This is a genomic window from Rugamonas apoptosis (genome assembly GCF_014042355.1).
GTDB lineage: Bacteria > Pseudomonadota > Gammaproteobacteria > Burkholderiales > Burkholderiaceae_D > Rugamonas > Rugamonas apoptosis.
This window is the reverse complement of sequence record NZ_JACEZU010000015.1, coordinates 15522-39681: the sequence shown is the minus strand read 5'-3', so window position 1 is coordinate 39681 and position 24160 is coordinate 15522. Positions and strand designations below refer to the sequence as shown.

Below are 24160 nucleotides of genomic sequence, written 5' to 3'. Positions count from 1 at the left end.
GCTCCGCGCGCTCATTGCAGGCGCAGCAGCGCCGGCTGGAACGCCGGCGGCAGCGTGCTGCCCAGGGTGACGTAATCGTCACGGGTGAAGATCTCCATCTCTTTGAGCCAGGACGCGAACTCCGGCGCCGGCTGCAGGCCCAGTACGCGGCGCGCATAGAGCGCATCGTGGAAGGAGGTGGTCTGGTAATTGAGCATGATGTCGTCCGAGCCGGGGATGCCCATGACGAAGGTGCAGCCGGCCGTGCCCAGCAGGGTCAGCAGCACGTCCATGTCGTCCTGGTCGGCCTCGGCGTGGTTGGTGTAGCAGACGTCGCAGCCCATGGGCAGGCCCAGCAGCTTGGCGCAGAAATGGTCTTCCAGGCCGGCGCGGATGATCTGCCGGCCGTCGTACAGGTATTCCGGGCCGATGAAGCCGACCACCGAATTGACCAGCAGCGGCTGGAAGCGCCGCGCCACGGCGTAGGCGCGCGCCTCGCACGTCTGCTGGTCGACGCCGTGGTGGGCGTTGGCCGACAGCGCGCTGCCCTGCCCGGTTTCGAAATACATCACATTGTTGCCCACAGTGCCGCGCCCTAACGACAGCGCCGCTTGCTGCGCCTCCGCCAGCAAGGCAAGGTTGATGCCGAAGCCGGCGTTGGCCTGCTCGGTGCCGGCGATGGACTGGAACACCAGGTCCACCGGCGCGCCCCGTTCGATGGCGGCGATGGTGTTGGTGACGTGGGTCAGCACGCAGGACTGGGTGGGAATGCCGTAGCGGGCGATGATCTCGTCCAGCATGGTGACGATCTTGATCACCTGCGGCACGTTGTCGGTGGCCGGATTGATGCCGATGACGGCATCGCCGCTGCCGTACAGCAGGCCATCGAGCAGGCTGGCGGCGATACCGCTGGCGTCGTCGGTCGGGTGGTTGGGCTGCAGCCGCGTCGACATGCATCCTGGCAGGCCGATGGTATTGCGAAAGCGCGTGACCACGCTGCATTTTTTCGCCACCAGGATCAAGTCCTGGATGCGCATCAGCTTGCACACGGCCGCCGCCATTTCCGGCGTGATGCCGGGCGCCGTGCGGGCCAGCAGCGCCGTGTCGGCCGCGTCGCTGAGCAGCCAGTTGCGAAAGTCGCCCACGGTCAGGTGGGCGATGGGGGCGAAGGCGGCGGCGGCGTGGCTGTCGATGATCAGCCGCGTCACCTCGTCCTGCTCGTACGGCACCAGCGCCTGGTTGAGGAAGGTGGCCAGCGGCAGGGCCGCCAGCGCCATCTGCGCCGCCACCCTTTCCTCGGCGCTGGCGGCGGCCAGGCCGGCCAGATAGTCGCCCGAGCGGGCCGGCGTGGCCTTGGCCATCAAGTCCTTCAAGTCGCGGAATTGGTAGGTCCGATGGCCCACCACGTGTGTATAGCTGCTCATGCTGTCTCCTGCGCTGCTGATGCTGTCTGGCGTCCGGCTGGCGCGGGCCCCGCAACGGCTTGCCGGGCCCGCGCCTGCCAGTCATCCCCTAAAAATTGCGCGCCGCCGTCAGCAGCAGGCGCTTGCGCACCACGTTCTTGCCGCTGCCGTCGGCATCGAAGAAGGTCCACAGCGGCGTGCCGTTGCGGCTGGCGTCGCCGTTGTTATAGACGGCCGCCGCCGAGAACGCCCAATTGTCCACCGTCTTGGTGACGCCTGCCTTGACATCGACAAAATCGAAAGCGCTCATGTTGCGCACGTGCTGCTTACCCACATGCAGGTTGAATGCCAGCCCCGGCGCCAGCTCCGGATTCCAGTTCACTTCACCGTACAGCGTGCCGCGCGTATCCACGTTCTTGCCGCTGTATGGATCGACGGCGAAGCCGAACCAGTGCTTGCTCAGCGTCAGCCAGCCGTAGACGTTAAAGCTGCCCACGTTCAGGCCCAGCTTGGCGTCCTGGGTGTGGTAGCGGATGTCGCCGCCGGCCGTCTGGTAGTGGGCGGCCGGATACCAGTAGGTGACCAGGCCGGCATCGATGTTGCTGTCCGCGTTGAGCGGGTAGCGGTAGCCGCCGTACAGGTCGATCTCGGAACCGCTGCCGTTGTTGTAGGCCGCGTGCGATACGCCGGATCCGAACAGGCCCAGGTATAGGCCGCTGGCGTGAGTGAAGTCCAGATTGGCCTGCACGGTGGGATGGCCCTGCGTTTGCGAGACGCCGCGGAACAGGTAATCGGACACCAGCGTGACATTGCCGGTGTTGGTCCAGTCCGGCGTCGGCGCGGCGGCGGGCGCTTCGGCCGCATGCACCGTGGTAACGGCGCCCAGCACGATGGCGGCGGCGCCCAGGCAGGCGCGGCGGCGTGGAGAAAACAGCGAAGCCGATGGGGTCATGGTATTCCTTTGCAAGTGATAGTGAAGTATGTGCATCAGGCGGCGTCGGCGGACGTGAGGGCGGCATGCTGCTGCCGGTCGCTCTTGGTGTAGAGGAAGAAGACGTAACCGCCCGCCATGAAGGCGGCGAAGATGCCGAACACCAGCAGGTTGTAATAGATCATGGTGGCCATGCAGACCACGGCGCCGACCAGCGCGAACGCGGGGAACACGGGGTAGAACGGGGCGCGGAAAGGACGCTGCATGTCCGGCGCCGTGCGGCGCAGCTTGAACAGGCTCAGCATGCTGAGGATGTACATGGTGATGGCGCCGAACACCGACATGGTGACGATATTGGCCGTCAGCGTCTGCCCGCCGAACTTGATCAGCTCGTCGCTGTAGATGGCGGCGATGCCCACCACACCGCCGGCGATGATGGCACGGTGCGGCGTATGGAAGCGCGGGTGGATCTTGGCGAAGTAGCGCGGCAAATAAGCTTCGCGGGCCAGCGCATAAATCTGCCGCGAATAACCGAGGATGATGCCGTGGAAGGAGGCGATCAGCCCGAACAGGCCCAGCCACACCAGCATGTGCAGCCAGTTGCTGTGCTCGCCGACGATGATCTTCATCGCCTGCGGCAGCGGGTCGTTGATGTTGGCCAGCTTGGTCCAGTCGCCCGCGCCGCCGGCAAACACCATCACGCCGATGGCCAGCAGCACCAGGGTGATGATGCCGCAGATATAGGCGATGGGGATGGAGCGGCGCGGGTCTTTGGCTTCCTCCGCCGCCATGGCCACGCCTTCGATGGCGAGGAAGAACCAGATGGCGAACGGGATCGCGGCGAACATGCCCGGGATCGAGGCGACGCTGAAGCTGTCCTGTCCGGACCAGCCGCCCTTGACGAAGTGGCTGAGCGAAAAGCCGGGCGACACCACGCCCATGAACACCAGCAGTTCAAAGATGGCCAGCAAGGTCATCAGCAGCTCGAAGCTGGCCGCCACGTGCACGCCGACGATGTTGAGCGTCATGAACACCAGGTAGGCGCCCACCGCCGCCGTCTTCGGATCGACGGCGGGAAACTGCACGTTCAGGTAGGCGCCGATGGCCAGCGCGATGGCCGGCGGCGCGAACACGAACTCGATCAGCGTGGCCGCCCCCGCCAGATAGCCGCCCAACGGGCCAAAGGCGCGTTTGCTGTAGGCGAAGGGACCGCCGGCGTGCGGAATGGAGGTGGTCAGTTCGGTGAAGCTGAAGATGAAGGTGGCGTACATCGCCGCGATAAACAGCGCGGTGATGGTAAAGCCCAGCGTGCCCGCCGAAGCCCAGCCATAACTCCAGCCGAAGTACTCGCCCGAAATGACCAGGCCGACCGCGATGCCCCATAGCTGAAAAGTGCCCAGCGTTTGCTTCAGCGCCGGCGCGGCGCCCTGATGTGCGTTCATTGTGTACTCTCCCGTGAAGTTAGTCTGTCCTGCAGGGCAGGTATGGAAGTTGCTGAAATCGAGTATAGGTGGCCGCCATGGCCAGCGTTATCGAAAATCGGCAAACTTGCGGCAGCCCAGTAACCACGGGCGAAACGCCGCGGGGGAGCGACTCGCCAACGGAGGAAACGATGCACCAGAATGTGACAGATGCCCTGCGCCTTGCGCCGGATCGGGGCGGCGCCGCCTTGCGCACGGTGTTGGCACGCGATGCCGACGAACTGGCCAGCAAGCTCACCGACTGGCAGCAAAGCTACGACCAGTTCAGCGCCGGCCTCTTCCTGGGCACCCTGACGGAGTTGCGCCAGCCACAGATTCAAATCTTCCGGGAAAGTTTAAGCCAGTCCGTGCGGCAGTCCTGCCGGGTGTGGCCGGACGCGATCTGGTTCGGCCTGCCCGACCATGCGGCGGCCACGCGCATCAATGGCCGGCTGGTGGAGCAGGATTGGATCATGGTACAGCCAGGCAATGTGGAATTTGAACTGGTCACGCCCAGCGCCTACCGCATTTACGGCATCGTGGTCAGCCGCGCGCTGCTGACGGGGGCGGCGGCGCGCAGCGGTTGCCAGGTCGACTGGCGCCGGGTGCAGGCGGCCGAAGTGCTGAGAGTGGATGCCCGTGCCCGCGCGCAATGCGTGCACCTGCTGGCCCAGCTGCTGCCCGAGCAGCTGGCGGCACCATGGCAAGGCGAGGCGCGGTGGCAGGACGCCATCCTGTCCGCCCTGCTGGACATGTTGGACCACAGCTGCGTGGAACCGGCCATCGCCGCCAGCCTGCAGCGGCGCCAGCGGGTGGTGGCCAGGGCGCGCGAATACATCCTGGCGCACCGGGCCGAAGCGATCACCGTGCCGGAGCTATGCGAGCAGGTGCACGTGAGCCGGCGCACGCTGCAATACTGTTTTGAAGACGTGCTGGGCATGAGTCCCATGCTCTACCTGCGCATGATGCGGCTGAACGGCGTGCGCCGCCAGTTGCACGACGCTTGCGCCCGCGGCAGCGCCATCGGCGACGTGGCCGGTGCCTGGGGCATGTGCAACTTCAGCCAGTTTTCCAGCGACTACCGCAAGCTGTTCGGCGTGCGCCCGTCCGCCGTGCTGAAAGCGGGTAGGTAAGACTGGCCAATCCGCCGCCGTCCCTGGCCGGACGCGACCTCCCAGAATGAAACATCCCCCCTGGCGTTGCCGCGAGGGGGGATGTGTTAAGACCGGGCCGGCTTACACCACGGCGCCGTCCGTCTCATCTTTTTCCTTGATCGGCTTGATCAAGTCTTCGCGCTTCACGCCCAGCCACATGGCCACGGCCGCCGCCACGAACACGGACGAGTAAATACCGAAGCAGATACCGATGGTCAGCGCCACCGCGAAGTAGTGCAGCGTGGGACCGCCCAGGAACAGCATCGACAGCACCATCATCTGGGTGCAGCCGTGGGTGATGATGGTACGCGAGATGGTGCTGGTGATGGCGTTGTCGATCACCTCATGCACCGACATCTTGCGCTGCTTGCGGAAGTTCTCGCGGATACGGTCGAAGATCACCACCGATTCGTTGACCGAGTAACCGAGCACGGCCAGCACAGCGGCCAGCACCGTCAGCGAGAATTCCCACTGGAAGAAGGCGAAGAAGCCCAGGATGATGACCACGTCGTGCAAGTTCGCCACGATGGCCGCCACCGCGAACTTCCACTCGAAGCGCACGGCCAGGTAGATCATCACGCCGATGATCACCATCGCCAGCGCGTTCATGCCGTTCTGGGCCAGCTCGTCGCCCACCTGCGGGCCGACGAATTCGACCTTCTGCAGCGACACGGTTTCCGCGCCGGCGCCGTCCACGCAGGCGGTCCTGGTCACTTGCTCGCCCTTGGCGCTGACGCTGTCGATCCGCTTGAGCGTACCCTGCTCGGCCTTGCACAGGCCTTCGAACACCAGTTGCGAGGCGGCGTTGCCGGTCACGGTCTTGATCACGGGCAGGCGCAGCATGACGTCGTGCGCGGTGCCGAAGCTGGTCACTTCCGGCTGCTCATAGCCGACTTTTTCCAGCGTGTGGCGGATGCCTTCCAGGTTGGCCGGCTTGGCGTACTTCAGTTCCATCACGGTACCACCCGTGAATTCAACGGAGAAGTGCAAGCCCTTGTGGAACAGGAAGAACACGGCGGCCACGAAGGTCAGCGCCGAGATGGCGTTGAACACCAGCGCGTGGCGCATGAACGGTATGTCTTTTTTAATGCGGAAAAATTCCATGAAATCCTCTGAGGTTGGAGCCCGTCCCGCCGCGGCGGGACGGTGAACTTATTTCGACAGGCCGGGCACCCACACGGTGCCGATGGCGATCGATTGCAGTTTCTTCTTGCGGCCATACCACAGGTTGACCACGCCGCGCGACATGAACACGGCCGAGAACATGGACGTCAGAATGCCCAGGCAGTGCACCACGGCGAAGCCGCGGATGGCGCCGGAACCGAACACCCACAGCGCCAGGCCGACGATCAGCGTGGTCACGTTGGAGTCCAGGATGGTGGCCCAGGCGCGGTCGAAGCCGACCGAGATGGCTTGCTGCGGCGAGGCGCCGCCGCGCAGTTCCTCACGGATGCGTTCGTTGATCAGCACGTTGGCGTCGATCGCCATACCGAGCGCCAGCGCGATCGCGGCGATACCGGGCAGGGTCAGCGTGGCCTGCATCAGCGACAGCAGCGCGATCAAGAGCAGCAGGTTGCAGCCCAGCGCCAGCACGCTGAAGAAGCCGAACATCATGTAGTAGGCCATCATGAACACGGCGATGGCGGCGAAACCGTACATGGTCGAATGCAGACCCTTGCTGATGTTTTCCGCGCCCAGTTGCGGGCCGATGGTGCGTTCCTCGATCACGTCCATGGGTGCGTACAGGGCACCCGAGCGCAGCAGCAGCGCCAGTTCGGCCGAGTTTTCCGCATTGCCCATGCCGGTGATCTGGAAGCGGCTACCCAGTTCACTCTGGATGGTGGCCACCGACAGCACTTCCGGTTTGCCCTTCTCGAACAGCACGATGGCCATGCGCTTGCCCACGCGTTCGCGGGTGGCGTCGCGCATCTTGCGGCCGCCGTCGCCGTTCAGGTCGATGCCCACGGCCGGTTGCTGGTTCTGGTCGAAGCTGGCGGTAGCGCTGGAGATGTAATCACCGGTCAGCACCACGTCCTTGCTCAACACGACCGGCACGCCTTTACCGACGGTGAACAGCTCGGAGTTGAACGGAATGGCGGCCGACAGTTCGGTGCCGGGGGTGATGGTGTCGTCCACCATGCGTACTTCCAGCGTGGCCGTGCGGCCGATCACGGCCTTGGCGCGGGCCACGTCCTGCACGCCGGGCAGTTGCACCACGATGCGGTCCGGCCCCTGCTGCTGGATGATGGGCTCGGCCACGCCCAGCTCATTGACGCGCTTGGACAGGGTGGAGATGTTCTGCTTGACGCCTTCCTCGATGGTTTGCTTGAGGGCGGCCGGCTTGAGGCTGACGATCAGTTTCAGGTCGCTGCCCACGCCGACGTCCACCAGCGACAGGTCGCCCATGGACGACGACAGCTCGTCGCGCGCCTTGGCGCGGGTCGCGTCGTCGCGGAATTTGATTTCGATGGTGTCGCCCACGCGGTCGATGCCGGCGTGGCGCACGTTCTTGTCGCGCAGCAGGCTGCGGGCCGACGCCTGGATGCCTTGCACGCGCTTGGTCAGGGCCGCCTTCACGTCCACCTGCATCAGGAAGTGCACGCCGCCGCGCAAGTCCAGGCCCAGGTACATGGGCAGGGCGCGCAGGCTTTGCATCCATTTCGGGGTGTTCGGTTGCAGGTTCAGCGCCACCAGGTAGGTCGGATCGGCCGGATCGGCGTTCAGGTCCTTCTCCAGCACGGCCTTGGCCTTGAACTGGGTGTCGGTGTCGGCGAAGCGGGCACGCACGGACGCATAGGTACCGGTGCCATCGAAGCCCACGCCCTCCACCGCCAGGTTTTCCTTGCGCAGCACGGCTTCCACCTGGGCGGCCATCTCGCCCGTCATCTTGACGGTGGACTTGCCGCTGGTGACTTGCACGGCCGGCGATTCGCCAAAGTAGTTAGGCGCCGTGTACAGCGCGCCCAACAGGATGGCGATGCCGATGACGATGTATTTCCAGACAGGATAGCGATTCATATTGTTCAGCGTTCAATGTTAGGCGTCGAATGCGAGCCGAGGTCGAGCCAAATGCGGGACGGCGGCGCGCTTCTGGCGCGCCGCCGTCCGGGCCGGGGCCAGTGTTACAGCGCCTTCAGCGTGCCCTTCGGCAGCAGCACGGTGATGGATTGCTTCTGCACCACGATCTCGTTGCCGCTCGATACTTCCAGCGTCACGTAGGCGTCGGTGACCTTGGCCACTTTGCCCAGCATGCCGCCGGCCGTGACCACTTCGTCGCCCTTGGCCAGCGCGTCCATCATGGCCTTCTGTTCCTTGGCCCGTTTTTGCTGGGGACGGATCATCAGGAAATACATGGCCACGAACATCAGGATCAGGGGCAGGAAGCTGGTGAGGTTGCCACCCAGGCCGAGCGCGTCGCCGGCCGATTGTGCGTAAGCGTTGGAAATGAACACTGCGTACTCCGTTTATAAGTTTGAAAAAATAGCGCTGTATTCTAGCACTGGCGGGGAAGGGTCTACCCCTCCCCCATGTGGGTGGCATGCATCTTTTTACAAGATTGCAACAATCCACGGCCCATTTACACCCCGCGTGCGCGGTCGGCGTGGAATTGCAGGGTCCACGCGTGGAAACGGTCCTCATCCAGCGCATCGCGCATCTGCTGCATGATTTCCAGGTAGTAATGCAGGTTGTGGATGGTGTTGAGGCGCGCGCCCAGGATTTCCTGGCTGCGGTGCAGATGGTGCAGGTAGGCGCGCGAGAAGTTGCGGCAGGCGTAGCAGCCGCAAGTGTCGTCCAGCGGCGCCTTGTCATCCTTGTAACGGGCGTTCTTGATCTTGATGTCGCCGAAACGGGTGAAGAGCCAGCCATTGCGGGCGTTACGGGTCGGCATCACGCAATCGAACATGTCGATCCCGTTCGAGACGCCGGCCACCAGGTCTTCCGGCGTGCCCACGCCCATCAGGTAGTGCGGCTTGTTGGCCGGCAGGCGCGGGCCCACGTGGGCCAGCACCCGCATCATGTCTTCCTTGGGCTCGCCCACGGACAGGCCGCCGATGGCCAGGCCGGGGAAATCGATCTCCTCCAGCTTGGCCAGCGACTCGTCGCGCAGGGTCTCGAACATGCCGCCCTGGACGATGCCGAACAGCGCGTTCGGATTGCCGCCGCGGTGGAACTCGTCATGCGAGCGCTGGGCCCAGCGCAGCGACATGCGCATCGACTTGGCCGCCTCGTCCAGCGTGGCGGGCCGGCCGGCGATTTCATACGGCGTGCATTCGTCGAACTGCATCACGATGTCGGAATTGAGCACGCGCTGGATCTGCATCGACACTTCCGGCGACAGGAACAGCTTGTCGCCGTTGATGGGCGAATTGAAATGCACGCCCTCTTCCGTGATCTTGCGCATCTCGCCCAGCGAGAACACCTGGAAGCCGCCCGAGTCGGTCAGGATGGGCTTGTCCCAGCCCATGAAGTCGTGCAGGCCGCCGAACTTGGCCATCACATCGTTACCGGGGCGCAGCCACAGGTGGAAGGTGTTGCCCAGGATGATCTGGGCGCCGATTTCCTTCAGCTCCAGCGGCGACATGGCCTTGACGGAGCCGTAGGTACCGACCGGCATGAAGATCGGGGTCTGCACTTCGCCGTGGTTCAGTTTCACGGTGCCGCGGCGGGCCTTGGTCAGGCCGCTGCTGTCGGTTTTGAGGAGTTTAAATTCCAGCATGGGTGGGTTCTTTCAGTTAAATCCGGGGCGCGCGCGCCTGCGTCGTCAGCAGCATGGCGTCGCCATAGCTGAAGAAGCGGTACTCTTGGGCGATCGCGTGGGCGTAGGCCGCACGGATCTCATCGTAACCGGCGAAGGCCGACACCAGCATCAGCAGGGTCGACTTGGGCAGGTGGAAATTGGTGATCAAACGGGTGACGGTCTTGAACTGGTAACCGGGCGTGATGAACAGGGCCGTATCGGCGCTGCCCGCCTCCAGCGCGCCGCTTTGCGACGCCGATTCCAGCGCGCGCAGGCTGGTGGTGCCCACGGCCACCACGTCGCGCCCGGCGGCGCGGGTGGCGCGCACGGCGTCCACCGTGGCCTGGGGCATGGTGTACCACTCGGTATGCATCTTGTGCTCGGACAGCACTTCCGTACGCACCGGCTGGAAGGTGCCGGCGCCCACGTGCAGCGTGACGTAGGCGAAGTTGACGCCCTTGGCCTTCAGCTGGGCCAGCAGCGCTTCATCGAAGTGCAGGCCGGCCGTGGGCGCGGCCACGGCGCCGGGCACCTTGTTGAACACGGTCTGGTAGCGCGTCTCGTCGAAGGCGTCGGCCGTGTGCTCGATGTAGGGCGGCAGCGGCAGGCGGCCGTGGGCCTCGATCAGGTCGAACACGTCGGCCTCGAAATGCAGGGTGAAGAACTCGCCGGCGCGCTCGCCCACAGTCACGTCGAAGGCGTCGGCCAGGCGGATCTTCACGCCGGGGCCAGGCGACTTGGAGGCGCGCAGCTGGGCCAGCACGGTGCGGTTGTCGAGCACGCGCTCGACCAGCGCCTCGACCTTGCCGCCACTGTCCTTGACGCCGAAGAAGCGTGCCTTGAGCACGCGGGTATCGTTCATCACCAGCAGGTCGCCCGCTTGCAGCAAGTTGACGATGTCGGCGAACTGACGGTCCACCAACTGCGCGCCGTCCACGTGCAGCAGGCGGGAAGCGCTGCGGTCGGGCAGTGGAAACTGGGCGATGCGCTCGGGCGGCAAGTTAAAATCGAAATCGGAAAGCGAATACATGAGCAAACTTTTAAGACTATGTTAGGGGATGCCGGCGGCGCGGAGCATGAGGCACGGGCACTTTCGGCGCAGGCGGCGCGCCCGACAGGATGCCCGTTTTCCGCGCAAGCCTTACAATACCGGCGTTGCTGCGCGACGGCCAACCCTCTATTTTACGCTAGTGCTCCCAGAAGCACCTGAATATGCCTGTTTCGAAGCCAAAAACCGCCAAAAAGACTGTCAGCGCCGAAGCCAGACTGGCCAGGTTGGGCCTGCACACGGACATGGACCTGATCCTGCACCTGCCCATGCGCTACGAGGACGAAACCCAGGTGGTGACGATACGCGAAGCCTGCCTGCATGGCGGCGAATCGTCCCAGGTCGAGGGCCTGGTGGTCAAGAATGAAATCGCCTACAAGCCGCGGCGCCAGCTGCTGGTCCATATCGCCGACGAGACGGGCGACCTGCAACTGCGCTTCATGAACTTCTACGGCAGCCAGGTCAAGCAACTGGCCGAGGGCACGCGGGTGCGCGCGCGCGGCGAACTGAAACACGGCTTCTTCGGCGCCGAAATGGTGCACCCCACGTACAAGGTGGTCAACGAGGGCGCGCCCCTGCCCACCTCCCTCACGCCCGTCTATCCGGCTGGCGAGGGCCTGTCCCAGCCCGTGCTGCGGCGCGCCATCGGCGACGCCATGAAGCGCGTGGACTGGAGCGACACCCTGCCGGCGGAACTGATCGACAGCATGCGGCTCACCAATTTCGAACCGGCCGTCAAGCTGCTGCACTATCCGCCCCAGCAGGTGGACGAGCACGCGCTGGCCGACCGTTCGCATCCCGCCTGGGTGCGCATGAAGTTCGATGAACTGCTGGCCCAGCAACTGTCGCTGAAACGTGCCCAGCGCGCGCGGCGCGCCAAGGGCGCCGCCGCGCTCAAGGTGGTGGGCGATCTGTCGGCCCGCTTCGAGGCCGCGCTGCCGTTCAAGCTGACGGGCGCCCAGCAGCGGGTGCTCAACGAGATCCGCGCCGACCTGCGCCATCCCTACCCCATGCAGCGCCTGCTGCAGGGTGACGTGGGCAGCGGCAAGACGGTGGTGTCGGCGCTGGCCGCCACCCAGGCCATCGACAGCGGCTTCCAGGCGGCCCTGATGGCGCCCACGGAAATCCTGGCCGACCAGCACTTCCGCAAGATCGCGGCCTGGCTGGAACCGCTGGGCGTGAAGGTGGCGTGGCTGACGGGCAGCCTGAAAAAGAAGGACAAGCTGGCCGCCACCGCCCTGATCGAATCAGGCGAAGCGCAACTGGTGATCGGCACCCACGCCCTGATCCAGGACGGCGTGAACTTCGCCAACCTGGGCCTGGTGATCGTGGACGAGCAGCACCGCTTCGGCGTGGGCCAGCGCCTGACCTTGCGCAACAAGGGCAACGAGGGCGCCATCCCGCACCAGCTGATGATGTCGGCCACGCCCATCCCGCGCACGCTGGCCATGACTTACTACGCCGACCTGGAAGTGTCGGTGATCGACGAACTGCCGCCCGGCCGCAGCCCCATCGTCACGCGGGCCGTGGACCAGAACCGGCGCGACGAGGTGATCGCCCGGGTGCACGCGGCCGCGCAGGAGGGACGCCAGGTGTACTGGGTCTGCCCGCTGATCGAGGAATCGGAAGCACTGCAACTGCAGACGGCCACCGACACCCACGCCCTGCTGGCCGAAGCCCTGCCCGACCTGAACGTGGGCCTCGTCCATGGCCGCTTGAAACCGGCCGAGAAGCAGGAAGTGATGGACGCCTTCAGCGCCGGCCAGATGCATGTGCTGGTGGCCACCACCGTGATCGAAGTGGGGGTGGACGTGCCGAATGCATCGCTGATGGTGATCGAACATGCCGAACGTTTCGGCCTGTCGCAGCTGCACCAGTTGCGCGGGCGGGTGGGACGGGGATCGGCGGCCAGCGTGTGCCTGCTGCTGTATCAAAGCCCGCTGGGCGGCGTGGCGCGCCAGCGCCTGATGACGATGCGCGAGACGACGGACGGTTTTGAGATCGCCCGGCGCGACCTGGAGATACGCGGGCCCGGTGAATTCCTGGGCGCGCGCCAGTCCGGCCAGGCCATGCTGCGCTTCGCCGACCTGGAAACGGACGGCTGGCTGGTGGATCAGGCGCGCGACGTGGCGCACGACCTCCTGCACACGCCGGAAAAGGCGGCCACGGTGGAAGCCCACCTGGCCCGCTGGCTGGGCGGGCGCGAGGAATTCCTCAAGGTCTGATCAGGCCGGACTTGGAAGTCGTTTCAAAATGACCGTGGCTAGGCGTGGAGCCGAAGACAGTGCGCCTGCACGGCAAGGCGCCACAACGACGCCATGGGCTTTTTGAGACGACTTCTCAAAAACACATGTACAGCCGGGTGGCCATATCCAGCATGAAGTCCGGCTTGAGATAGGCCGCGAACACCAGCGCCAGCACCACGGCCAGCGCGACCCGGATCAGCCACGTTTTCATGCCGGCTGCAATTGCGCCCGCACTACCGGACGCTCGTTGATGGGCAGGTTGACCAGTGCCGCCATCACACCCAGCGCGATGGCGATGCCCCACACCACATCGTAGCTGCCCTGGCGCGCGAACAGGTAGCCGCCCAGCCATACGCCCAGGAAGCTGCCCACCTGGTGCGAGAAGAACACCACCCCGGCCAGCATGGACATGTGCTTGACGCCGAAGATGCCGGCGATGATGCCGTTGGTGAGCGGCACCGTGGACAGCCAGATCAGTCCCATGGCCGCCGCGAACACATACACCGACCACTGCGACAACGGCGCCAGCAGGAACAGGCTGATGAACGCCGAGCGCGAGAAGTAGATGGCCGCCAGCAGCATGCGCTTGGGCAGGCGTCCACCAAGCTTGCCCGCGAAGTAGGAGCCGAAGATGTTGAACAGGCCAATCAGCGCCAGCGCCGTCATGGCCACCTTGGGATTGGCGATACCCTTGTCCGACAGGTACACGGCCAGGTGCGCGCCGATGAACACCACCTGGAAACCGCAGACGAAATAGCCGGCCACCAGGAACAGGAAGGAACGGTTGCCCAGCGCCTCACGCAGCGCCTCACCGATGCTTTGCTGCGGACCGTGGCTGTGGCTCACCTCCGGCTCGCGCAGGAACAAAGAGCTGGGAATCATGGCCACGATCACCAGCGCCGCCAGCAAGTAGAAAGCGCTCCGCCAGCCGGCCGACGAGATGAGCTGCTGCGCCACCGGCAGCATGAAGAATTGCCCGAACGAGCTGCACGCGCCGGAAATACCGAACGCCCAGGAGCGCTTTTCGACCGGCGCCACGCGGCCGATGATGCCGCTGACGGCGCCGAACGCGGTGCACGACAGGGCCAGTCCGATGAATATGCCCGAACCAAGAACGAACAGGGTGGCGTCGTTCACCAGCGCCATCCACACCAGTCCCAGCATGTAGCTGACGGCGCCTATCAACACCACGCGCATGGTGCCGAAACGATCGGCGGCCATGCCGGCGAAGGGACCGAACGCGCCCCACATCAGATTCTGCAACGCCATCGCCAGCGAATAGGTTTCACGGGACCAGCCGTGGGCTTGCGAAATGGGCTGCATCCAGAGGCCGAAGCCGTGGCGCACGCCCATCGCGAGGGTGAGGATGACGCCGCTGGCCAGCAGCACGGTTTTGAGCGATGGCGTGCGGGAAGTTGTGATCATGTCGGTGGTCTTCTTGCTGTGGTTTGTATGTTATTGGTCGGCGCCGTAGCGCAGGCCGATCTGCTCACGGATCGCGTCCAGTGCGCCCATGATGGCCAGGGTTTCCTCGTGCGGCATGACTGGGCTTTCGATCAGGCCCAGTCGCATGCAGCGTGCCACTTCCTGCGCCTCATGCGTGTAGCCGTTGCCGCTGCGCGGGATGGTGAGCGTGCGCTCGCTGCGGGTGGCGCCGTCCAGCAGCGTGACAGAGATCTTCTCCGTGTTGTAGAAGCGCTCGTGCAGGCGCACGAAGCCCTTGTCGCCGGAGATGGTCAGCTCGGTCGGAGTGCACGCCCGCAGGCTGCAACTGCACGAGGACATCCCGCCGCCATCATGGCGCAGTGTGAACATGGTCTGCTGGTCGACGCCGGTGGCGGTCATCTGGGCCTGCGCCTGCACGGCTATCACTTCGCCCAGGAAGAACGAGGCCATCGACAGCGGATAGATGCCCAGGTCCAGCAGCGCGCCGCCGCCCAGCTCCGGATTGAACAGGCGGTGCTGCGGGCCAACCGTGGCGGTGAAGCCGAAATCGGCGCTCACGTGGGTCGGCGTGCCGATCTCGCCACTGTCGACGATGCGCCTGGCTTCGGCCACGGCCGGCAGGAAGCGGGTCCACATGGCTTCCATCACGAACAGGTGCTTGCGGCGGGCCAGCGCGATGATGTCCTCGGCCTGCTTGCGGTTCATGGTGAACGATTTTTCGACCAGCACGGCCTTGCCGCCATGCAGGCACATCATGGCGTTCTCGTGGTGCATGGGGTGCGGGGTGCCGACGTAGACCACGTCCACCTGGTCGTCGTCGATCAGCCCCTGGTAGGACGCGTGGCAGCGCTGCACGCCGAACCGGGCGCCGAAGCTGGCGGCGCTGTCGGCGCTGCGCGACGCGACGGCCACCAGCTTGGCGCCGGGGGTGTCCTGCAAGGCGGTGGCGAACGCCGTCGAGATTTTGCCCGTGCCCAGGATGCCCCAGCGGATTACCTGACTCATGATCGTGTCGCTTCGCTTTCCGCCGCCGCGCGGCTTAGTTGACCACCGTCCCCCGTTTCGGCCGGAACACCGTGGCGTCTGCATAAAAACTCTCGTCCTGCCCCGGCCACCAGCCCGGCACACCGAGCACCGGCAGCGGCGTGAAGCAGGCCGTCGTCAGCCCCTGCTGCGCCAGCTCCTGCGCCACATGCTGGTCCAGCCAGGCGCGCCGGCCTTCATGATCCAGCGCGAAGTAATCGTCGCCGGCCACGGCCACGCGGGTATGCGCAGTGATCGCCTTGTACGGCGCCGCCAGCTTCTCCATCAGCGCATGGCCGAACAGCCAGACCTCTGCATCCGGACCGAAACTGGCGCGCTGCTCGACGAACGCGGCGCGCCACTGATGGTTGCGCAGCGCGTCGGCCAGCGCGTGGCCGGCGGCACTGTCGCGCACCACCAGCATGGCAGCGTTCTCGTCGAACAGTGTGGCCGCGTCGCGCGCCGGACCGCGCGATTTGCCTACCCCATCGCGCGCGATCTGCGCCGCCTGCAGCGCGTTCAGTTGCCGCTTGATGCGCGGGAAGCTGAGCCACACCAGGGCGTTGAAGAAATCGTGCAGGTTGTCGCGCGTGGGCACGCAGCCGGTGGCGCCGATGAATTCCTCATAGGCGGTACCGTCGGGCAGCGCGCTTTGCGGCACGAACCGCAGGGGCAATCCTTGATGATTACATAAATCGAGCGCGGCTGCTCGCGCGTTGAATTTTTCGATCTCGCTGCCGGCGCCGGGCGCCAGCAAGGCCGCCGCCGCCCCGACGGTCTGGTACCAGGGGCGCGGCCAGTCGATGGTGCCGAACACGCCTTAGACCATCTTCCAGTTGATGGTTTCGCCGGCGTTGAGCGGCACCACCTGCTGGTCGGCCAGCGGCAGCGTGGCCGGCAGTTCCCATGCTTCGCGCTTGAGGGTGATGGTGTCCGTATTGCGCGGCAGGCCGTAGAAGGCCGGGCCGTTGAAGCTGGCGAAGGCTTCCAGCTTGTCGAGCGCGCCGGCCCGTTCGAACGCTTCCGCATACAGTTCCATCGCGTGCAGCGCCGTGTAGCAACCGGCGCAACCGCAGGCCGCTTCCTTGGCGCCCTGCGCGTGCGGCGCCGAGTCGGTGCCCAGGAAGAAGCGCTCGTCGCCGCTGGTGGCGGCCGTCATCAGCGCCAGGCGGTGTTCCTCGCGCTTGAGCACGGGCAGGCAGTAGTAGTGGGGACGGATACCGCCCTTGAAGATCTCGTTGCGGTTGTACAGCAGGTGGTGGGCCGTGATGGTGGCCGCGATCGGGCCGTCCGCTTCGGCCACGTACTGCGCCGCGTCCTTGGTGGTGATGTGCTCGAACACCACGTTCAGGGCCGGGAAGTCGCGGCGCAGCGGGCGCATCACGCGCTCGATGAAGACGGCTTCGCGGTCGAACAGGTCGATATCGGGGTCCGTCACTTCGCCGTGGACCAGGAAGGGCATGCCCACTTCCTGCATCATTTCCAGCGTCTTGTAGCAGTTGCGCAGGTCGGTCACGCCGGCGTCGGAATTGGTGGTGGCGCCGGCAGGGTACAGCTTGACGGCCTGGATAAAGCCGCTTTCCTGGGCCCGCACGATCTCGTCGGGCGGGGTGTTGTTGGTCAGGTAGAGCGTCATCAGCGGCTCGAAGTTCATCCCCTGCGGCAGCGCGGCCAGGATGCGCTCGCGGTAGGCCAGCGCCATGGCGGTGGTGGTGACGGGCGGCTTCAGGTTGGGCATGACGATGGCGCGGCCGAACTGGCGCGCGCTGTGCGGCAGCACGCTGGCCAGGGTGGCGCCGTCGCGCAGGTGCAAATGCCAGTCATCTGGACGGGTGATGGTCAGGCTCTGGGGGATGTGTTCGAAATCGGACATGGCGGCGGACTCTCAAATTGCGGATTCCGCCATTTTAACTGGTCGCGGCGGCGGCGGCGCGTTGATGGCATTATTGCAATGACACGCCGCTACCTTATGATCGCCACCCGCCGCTGCAACTGGCGCGCGGCCCACGACAGCAAACAGCACAGCGCGAAATACACCACCGCCACGAACGTGTACATTTCCACCAGCCGTCCGTCGCGCTGGGCCACCTTGCTGGCCGCGCCGACGAAATCGGGCACCGACAGCACATACACCAGCGATACGTCCTGGAACAGCACGATGGTCTGCGTCAGCAGCACCGGCAGCATGTTGCGGAACGCCTGCGGCAGCACGATATGCCACATGGTGCGCCCGTAGCCCAGCCCCAGCGCCTGCGCCGCCAGCACCTGCCCGCGCGGGATCGCCTGTATGCCGCCGCGCATGATCTCGCAGTAGTAGGCGGCCTGGAACAGCGTGAACGTGATCAGCGCCGACCAGAACGTGCCCACCTTGACCGGTTCCTCCGCGCCGATCACCCACGCGGCCACATACGGCACCAGGAAGTAGAACCAGAAGATCACCAGCACCAGCGGCACGGCCCGCACCAGGTTGACGTAGCCGGCCGCCGCCAGCGCCAGCGGCCGGTGCCGCGACATGCGCCCCAGCGCCAGCAAGGTGCCCAGCGCCACGCCGCCCAGCATGGCCAGCAGCGTCAGCTCCAGCGTGAACGCCATCCCCACCTGGAACAGGTAGACCCAGGAGCGAGCGATGACGTCGAAGTCGAATTGGGCGAACATGCTCATTTACCTTATCCTTGCCTGCCCAACGTGCCGGGCAGCGCCAGCCGCCGCTCCAGCCAGTGCATGGCGACTATCACCACCAGGTTGGCCAGCACATAGATGGCGGTGGCGGCGGAAAACGCTTCAAACACCTGGAACGAGAATTCCTGGATCGCGCGCGCGCTGGCCGTCAACTCCATCAAGCCGATGGTGAGCGCCACCGAACTGTTCTTGATGATGTTGAGGAATTCGCTCGTCAGCGGCGGCAGCACGATGCGCAGCGCCAGCGGCAGCAGCACGTAGCGGTAGGCCTGCGGCAGGCTGAGTCCCAGCGCCAGCGCGGCCCGCCGCTGCCCGCCGGCCAGCGCCTCGATGCCGGCCGTGACCTGCACCGCCACCCGCGCCGACGTGAAAAAGCCCAGGCAGATGACGGCCGTGAGAAACGGCGCGTTAGGCAGCGCCTTGAGCCAGTCGCCCGCCGCCTGGGGCAGCATCTCCGGCATCACGAAGAACCACAGGAACATCTGCACCAGCAGCGGCACGTTGCGAAACAGCTCCACGTAGGCCGTGCCCAGGCGCCGCAGCCACGGCGAGGGCAGCGTGCGCAAGGTGCCCACGGCCAGCCCCAGCGCCAGCGCAATCAGCCAGCCGCTCAGCGAGGTGGCCAGGGTCCAGCCCAGGCCCGACAGCAGCGTGTCCCAATACGTATGGACGCCGTCGGGCGAGAGCTCGCCGAAAATGCTCCAGTTCCAGTGGTAGTGCATGTCACTTCCTGCGGCTGGCCGCCTTTTGCGCCGGTGGCACCTCGGCGTAGGCCGCTGGATCGGGCGAGTCGGTCGGCTTGGCGATCACCGCCTTGAGCTGGGGCGGCATGGGGAAGTTCAGGTTGATGTTCTTGGGTGGGATCGGACTCTGGAACCACTTGGTGTACAGCTTGCCGAAGTCGTCGGTCTGATAGAAGCGCGTGAGCGCCGCGTCCACCACCTGCTTGAAGGCAGGATCGTCACGCCGCAGCATGATGCCGTACGGCTCCACCGACAGCGCTTCCTTGGTGATTTCGTAATCGCCCGGCGTGCGCGAGGTGGCCACCTGGCTGGCCAGCAGGATATCGTCGTTGGCCTCGGCCGCCGCCCGTCCCGTCTCCAGCATCAGGAACGATTCGGGATGGTCCTTGCCCACCACGATGGTCATGCCCAGCTGCTGCTCGTTGTTCAGGATCGTCATCTGCTTGAGCGTGGTGGTGCCGGCCGTGGCGACCAGGGTCTTGCCCTTCATGTCGGCCAGGCTGCGGATGTGCGACGACTTCTTGGCCAGCAGCCGGTTGGCGATCACGAACATGGTGGGCGCGAACGCCACCTGCTTCTGGCGCTCGGCGTTGTTGGTGGTGGAGCCGCATTCAAGGTCGATGGTGCCGTTGGCCATCAGCGGGATGCGGTTGGCCGAGGTGACGGGATTCATCTGCACCTTCAGCCCCGTCATGCCCAGCTGCTTCTGCACCGCCACCACCACCTTCATGCACAGGTCGACGGAATAGCCCTGGTACTGCTGCTTGTCGTCCAGATAGGAGAATGGAATGGAACCATCGCGCACACCCAGCGTGATGGTGCCGGTGCGCTTGATCTTGGCCAGCGTGCCGCCGGCCTCCTCGGCGCCTGCCGGCGCCGCCAACAACAGGCCCGCGGCGCAAGCCAGGGGGACGAACAGGGACAGACGTACGTTACTCGAACCAGCCATGATTCCTCCTTCAGCAGAAAAAACCCAACCATTGCGAACAGTACTGCGCGTTACTCCCCTAGTGGAGCTTAGTGGATAATACGCGCCAGGAAGTCGCGCGCCCGATCGGAACGGGGCGCGCCAAAGAATTCATCCTTGCTGCAGTCTTCCAGGATGCGGCCGTGGTCCATGAACACCACCCGGTTCGCCACCCGCTTGGCGAAGCCCATCTCGTGGGTCACCACCATCATGGTCATGCCATCCTGCGCCAGGCCCACCATCACGTCCAGCACTTCGTTGATCATTTCCGGGTCCAGCGCCGACGTGGGTTCGTCAAACAGCATCGCGATCGGGTCCATGGACAGCGCGCGGGCGATGGCCACCCGTTGCTGCTGCCCGCCCGACAGCTGGTTGGGATACTTATCCTGCTGCGCCAGCAAACCCACCCGCTCCAGGTACTTCAGGCCGCGCGCCGTGGCTTCATCCAGGCCGCGGCCCAGCACCTTGGTCTGGCCCAGGGTCAGGTTGTCGCGCACGGAAAGGTGGGGGAACAGCTCGAAATTCTGGAACACCATGCCGATCCGCGCCCGCAGCGCCGGCAAGTCGGTAGCGGGTGCGCCGACGGAGATGCCGTCGACCGTCACGGTCCCCTGCTGGAACGGCTCCAGCCCATTGACGGTTTTGATCAGGGTCGATTTTCCGGAACCGGACGGTCCGCAGATCACCATCACATCGCCCTTGGCCACGCTGGTGCTGCAGTCGGTCAGCACCTGGAACTGGCCGTACCACTTGCTGAGATTTTCGATCGCTATCATGCTTTTCCGTCGCCAAAGTGACCCTGGCGCGGCCCCGAACGGGCGCCCGCGCGCGCTTGACAGCACCCTTGCCCACAAGGATACTGCGGAACTTGCTCATAGTTTCATCAGTTTACAAGGCTGGATCGCTCGACGTTCGTCCCGTCGCTGCGGCCGTTTGAAGCTATTTTGCACGAGATTACGTGGCGACAGCGACCCTGCGACAGCGACCCTGTTGCAATGCCGGCCCCGTTAGAGAGACACTACCACAGGAACTCAACAATATGAATAAGCAAAGCCGATTGACCACCTACATTCTCGTCGGGCTGGTACTGGGCATCTTCGCCGGCTACCTGGCCAACCTCAATCTGGCCGATCCGGCCGGATTCGCCGACATGATGTCGCTGGTGACGACCCTGTTCCTGCGCCTGATTAAAATGATCATCGCGCCACTGGTCTTCTCCACCCTGGTGGTGGGTATCGCCCGCATGGGCGACGCCAGCGAAGTGGGCCGCATCGGTATCAAGACGCTGGGCTGGTTCTTCATCGCCTCGCTGATTTCGCTGACCCTGGGCCTGATACTGGTCAACATGTTCCGCCCCGGCGACGCCCTGCTGGGCCACCTGCCGGCCACCACGGCCGCCAGCGGCATCGTCACCTCCGGCCTGTCGCTGAAGGAGTTCGTCACCCACCTGGTGCCGGCCTCCATCATCGAAGGCATGAGCAAGAACGAGATCCTGCAGATCGTGATCTTCTCGCTGTTCTTCGGTTCGGCCGCCGCCGCCGTGGGCGAGAAGTCGGCGCCGATGGTCGACGCGATGGACGGCGTGGCCCACGTGATGCTGAAAGTGACGGGCTACGTGATGAAGTTCGCGCCGTTCGCCGTGTTCGCGGCTGTCGCCGGCGTGATCGGCAAGAGCGGCCTGGGCGTGCTCAAGACCTACGGCGTGTTCATGTCCGAGTTCTATTTCGGTATCGCCGTGCTGTGGGCCCTGCTGATCGGTATCGGCTTCGCCTTCCTCGGTAAGCGCATCGGCGGCCTGATGGCCGAAATGCGCGGCCCTGCCCTGCTGGCCTTCTCCACCGCGTCCAGCGAAGCGGCCTACCCGAAAACGCTGGAAGGCCTGGAGCGCTTTGGTGTACGTAACCGCATCGCCGCCTTTGTGCTGCCGATCGGCTACTCGTTCAACCTGGACGGCTCGATGATGTACTGCACCTTCGCCACCGTGTTCATCGCCCAGGCCTACGGCATCGAAATGACGCTGGGCCAGCAGATGACCATGATGATGGTGCTGATGCTGACCTCCAAAGGCATGGCCGGCGTGCCGCGCGCCTCGCTGGTGGTGATCGCCGCCACCCTGGGCCAGTTCAACATTCCGGAAGCGGGCCTGGTGCTGCTGCTCGGTATCGACCATTTCCTGGACATGGCCCGTTCCGCCACCAACGTGATCGGCAACAGCATCGCCACCGCCGTCGTGGCCAAATGGGAAGGCGAACTGGTTGATCCTATCCACCGCGACCTGGCCGACGCGCCGCTGCCATAAGCCGCCGATAACTGCGGCAGCGCCCAACAAAAAGGCTTCCCTCGGGAAGCCTTTTTTCATGGTCGCGTGATGTGTCAGAAGGTCAGGGAGTCAAAGTGTCAGATTCTCCGCCCTGGCGCCACGCGCTGGTCCACACTGACAGATTCAGGACTGCTCGGCCACCATCCGCCCCTGATCCGGGCTGGCCGGCGACGCCAGGTCCTCGTCGGCGCGGGCCTGCTGCCGCAACCACATCTGCGCGTACAAGCCGTCGGCCGCCAGCAGCGTGTGGTGGGTGCCGCGCTCCACGATGCGGCCATGGTCCAGCACCAGGATCTGCTCGGCGTCGGCCACGGTGGACAGGCGGTGCGCGATCACCAGCGTGGTGCGGCTGCGGGCGATTTCCTTCAGCTGGGCCTGGATCGCCTGCTCGGCCTTGGAATCCAGCGCCGACGTGGCTTCATCGAAGATCAGGATGGCTGGATTTTTCAGCAGCGTGCGTGCGATGGCCACGCGCTGCTTCTCACCACCCGACAGCTTCAGCCCCCGCTCGCCCACCATGGAACCATAACCATCCGGCAGGCTCTCGATGAAGTCGTGGATGGAGGCCGCCTTGGCCGCCGCCACGATCTGCTCTTTCGTGGCGCCCGGCTTACCGTAGGCGATGTTGTATTCGATGGTGTCGTTGAACAGCACCGTATCCTGCGGCACGATGCCGATCGCGTGGCGCAGCGAGTCCTGCGTCACGGCGCGCACATCCTGGCCATCGATGGTGATGCCGCCGCCGTTCACTTCATAAAAGCGGAACAACAGGCGCGACAAGGTGGACTTGCCCGAACCGCTGTGCCCCACCACGGCCGTGGTGGTGCCGGGCGCGATGGTGAAGTCGACGTCGAACAGGATCTTGCGCTTGGCTTCGTAGCTGAAATCGACGCGCTGGAAGCGCACTTCGGCGCCGTGCGTGCGCAGCGGCTGGGCGTCCGGCGCATCGGCCACTTCGCGGTGCTCGTCCAGCAGCGAGAACAGGCGCTCCATGTCGGCCAGGCTTTGCTTGATCTCGCGGTAGATCACGCCCAGGAAGTTGAGCGGGATGTAAAGCTGGATCATGAAGGAATTGACCAGCACCAGGTCGCCCAGCGTCATGGTGCCGGCGATCACGCCGGCCGTGGCGCGCCACAGGATCAGCGTGACGGCGCTGGCGATGATCAGCGACTGCCCCGTGTTGAGCAGGGACAGCGAGGTCTGCGACTTGACGGCGGCCGACTCGAAGCGCTGCAAGCCTTCATCGTAACGGCGCGCCTCATAGTCCTCGTTGCCGAAGTATTTGACCGTCTCGTAATTGATCAGCGAATCGATGGCCTTGGTGTTGGCCTTGGAATCGAGGTCGTTCATGGTGCGCCGGAAGTGGGTGCGCCAATCCGTCACGAACACGGTGAAGGCGATGTAGAACACCAGCGCGCAGAAGGTGATGACAGAGAACCAGATGTCGTAATGCGTGACCAGGTAGCCCAGCACCAGCGTGATTTCGACCAGCGTGGGCAGGATGTTGAACAGTGTGTACGAAATCAGTGAACCGACCCCGCGTGTACCCCGTTCGATATCGCGCGTCATGCCGCCCGTCTGGCGGTTCAGGTGGAAGCGCAGCGACAGCGAATGCAGGTGGCGGAACACCTGCAGCGCGATGGTGCGCACGGCCCGCTGCGTGACGCGCGCGAACAGGAATTCGCGCAGCTCCGTAAACAGCGTGGTCGACACCCGCAGCGCGCCGTAGGCCAGCAGCGCGCCCAGCGGCAGCACCAGTAGCGCCTGCGGATGGCTGGGGTTGACGCTGAGTGCATCGATCAGCCGCTTCATCACCAGCGGCACGCCGACGTTGGCCAGCTTGGCCCCTACCAGGCACAGCAGCGCCAGCAGCACGCGCCATTTGTAGACCCACAGGTAAGGGATCAGGGTTTTCAGGGTGGCCAGGTCGCTGCGGCTGGCGGCACGGGCGTCCGGCGCGGGGCCGGAAGAAGAGGGAGGATGGCGGCGCATGGCAAAGGTCTGCTTTTTATGGTTCAATCTA

The 24160-nt window shown here is 65.0% G+C and carries 20 protein-coding genes; 3 read left to right on the top strand and 17 right to left on the bottom strand.

Annotated elements, in window-relative coordinates:
* Positions 1–11: 11 nt before the first annotated feature.
* From H3H39_RS24420 to eat, 3 genes are all read right to left on the bottom strand, one after another.
* Positions 12–1403 (bottom strand): ethanolamine ammonia-lyase subunit EutB, encoded by a 1392-nt coding sequence (locus H3H39_RS24420; protein ID WP_182157002.1) that lies wholly within the window; start codon positions 1401–1403, stop codon positions 12–14.
* 88 nt (positions 1404–1491) lie between these two features.
* Positions 1492–2334, bottom strand: coding sequence for a TorF family putative porin (locus tag H3H39_RS24415; RefSeq protein WP_182157001.1), 843 nt, complete (start codon positions 2332–2334; stop codon positions 1492–1494).
* Positions 2335–2369: 35 nt separating this feature from the next.
* Entirely contained in the window at positions 2370–3755 is a 1386-nt protein-coding gene (eat, locus tag H3H39_RS24410; RefSeq protein WP_182157000.1) for an ethanolamine permease, read from the bottom strand.
* A gap of 170 nt (positions 3756–3925) precedes the next feature.
* On the opposite strand from eat, the gene H3H39_RS24405 reads away from it, so the two are divergent.
* Positions 3926–4906 carry a helix-turn-helix domain-containing protein gene (locus H3H39_RS24405; protein ID WP_182156999.1) on the top strand — a complete coding sequence of 327 codons (981 nt, stop codon included), beginning with the start codon at positions 3926–3928 and terminating at the stop codon, positions 4904–4906.
* Between the two features lie 102 nt (positions 4907–5008).
* On the opposite strand, the gene secF is transcribed toward H3H39_RS24405, so the two are convergent.
* The 5 genes from secF to queA all read right to left on the bottom strand — a co-directional run bounded on the left by secF (position 5009) and on the right by queA (position 10695).
* Positions 5009–6031 carry a protein translocase subunit SecF gene (gene secF / locus H3H39_RS24400; RefSeq protein ID WP_182156998.1) on the bottom strand — a complete coding sequence of 341 codons (1023 nt, stop codon included), beginning with the start codon at positions 6029–6031 and terminating at the stop codon, positions 5009–5011.
* A gap of 48 nt (positions 6032–6079) precedes the next feature.
* The gene (gene secD, locus H3H39_RS24395; RefSeq protein WP_182156997.1) at positions 6080–7945 is read right to left on the bottom strand and encodes a protein translocase subunit SecD; all 1866 of its coding nucleotides are present in this window, start codon (positions 7943–7945) and stop codon (positions 6080–6082) included.
* A 104-nt stretch (positions 7946–8049) separates the two neighbouring features.
* On the bottom strand, positions 8050–8379 hold the full coding sequence (yajC, locus tag H3H39_RS24390; protein WP_182156996.1) for a preprotein translocase subunit YajC: 330 nt from the start codon (positions 8377–8379) through the stop codon (positions 8050–8052).
* A gap of 125 nt (positions 8380–8504) precedes the next feature.
* A complete protein-coding gene (tgt, locus tag H3H39_RS24385) occupies positions 8505–9644 on the bottom strand; it encodes a tRNA guanosine(34) transglycosylase Tgt (RefSeq protein ID WP_182156995.1) in 1140 nt (379 codons plus the stop codon).
* A gap of 16 nt (positions 9645–9660) precedes the next feature.
* Complete coding sequence (gene queA / locus H3H39_RS24380; protein ID WP_182156994.1) at positions 9661–10695, bottom strand: tRNA preQ1(34) S-adenosylmethionine ribosyltransferase-isomerase QueA; 1035 nt, start codon at positions 10693–10695, stop codon at positions 9661–9663.
* A 182-nt stretch (positions 10696–10877) separates the two neighbouring features.
* Here queA and recG point away from each other — a divergent pair, with 182 nt between their 5' ends.
* Complete coding sequence (recG, locus tag H3H39_RS24375) at positions 10878–12938, top strand: ATP-dependent DNA helicase RecG (RefSeq protein WP_182156993.1); 2061 nt, start codon at positions 10878–10880, stop codon at positions 12936–12938.
* Positions 12939–13166: 228 nt separating this feature from the next.
* Here the strand turns inward: recG and H3H39_RS24370 are convergent, their stop codons facing one another.
* The 8 genes from H3H39_RS24370 to H3H39_RS24335 form a co-directional block, all read right to left on the bottom strand.
* Positions 13167–14384, bottom strand: coding sequence for an MFS transporter (locus H3H39_RS24370; protein ID WP_182156992.1), 1218 nt, complete (start codon positions 14382–14384; stop codon positions 13167–13169).
* A gap of 30 nt (positions 14385–14414) precedes the next feature.
* Positions 14415–15410, bottom strand: a complete 996-nt coding sequence (locus H3H39_RS24365) for a Gfo/Idh/MocA family protein (protein ID WP_182156991.1) — start codon at positions 15408–15410, stop codon at positions 14415–14417.
* 34 nt (positions 15411–15444) lie between these two features.
* Positions 15445–16245, bottom strand: coding sequence for a DUF3025 domain-containing protein (locus H3H39_RS24360; protein WP_182156990.1), 801 nt, complete (start codon positions 16243–16245; stop codon positions 15445–15447).
* A gap of 3 nt (positions 16246–16248) precedes the next feature.
* Entirely contained in the window at positions 16249–17301 is a 1053-nt protein-coding gene (pyrC, locus tag H3H39_RS24355; RefSeq protein ID WP_182156989.1) for a dihydroorotase, read from the bottom strand.
* Positions 17302–17390: 89 nt separating this feature from the next.
* Positions 17391–18083, bottom strand: coding sequence for an amino acid ABC transporter permease (locus tag H3H39_RS24350; RefSeq protein WP_182157081.1), 693 nt, complete (start codon positions 18081–18083; stop codon positions 17391–17393).
* 11 nt (positions 18084–18094) lie between these two features.
* Complete coding sequence (locus H3H39_RS24345; RefSeq protein ID WP_182156988.1) at positions 18095–18829, bottom strand: amino acid ABC transporter permease; 735 nt, start codon at positions 18827–18829, stop codon at positions 18095–18097.
* A gap of 1 nt (position 18830) precedes the next feature.
* Complete coding sequence (locus H3H39_RS24340; RefSeq protein ID WP_182156987.1) at positions 18831–19799, bottom strand: amino acid ABC transporter substrate-binding protein; 969 nt, start codon at positions 19797–19799, stop codon at positions 18831–18833.
* Positions 19800–19867: 68 nt separating this feature from the next.
* Positions 19868–20593, bottom strand: coding sequence for an amino acid ABC transporter ATP-binding protein (locus H3H39_RS24335; protein ID WP_182156986.1), 726 nt, complete (start codon positions 20591–20593; stop codon positions 19868–19870).
* 263 nt (positions 20594–20856) lie between these two features.
* Between H3H39_RS24335 and H3H39_RS24330 the strand changes: the two genes are divergently transcribed.
* The gene (locus H3H39_RS24330) at positions 20857–22116 is read left to right on the top strand and encodes a dicarboxylate/amino acid:cation symporter (protein ID WP_182156985.1); all 1260 of its coding nucleotides are present in this window, start codon (positions 20857–20859) and stop codon (positions 22114–22116) included.
* Positions 22117–22260: 144 nt separating this feature from the next.
* Here the strand turns inward: H3H39_RS24330 and H3H39_RS24325 are convergent, their stop codons facing one another.
* Positions 22261–24129, bottom strand: a complete 1869-nt coding sequence (locus H3H39_RS24325) for an ABCB family ABC transporter ATP-binding protein/permease (protein WP_182156984.1) — start codon at positions 24127–24129, stop codon at positions 22261–22263.
* Between the last annotated feature and the right edge of the window lie 31 nt (positions 24130–24160).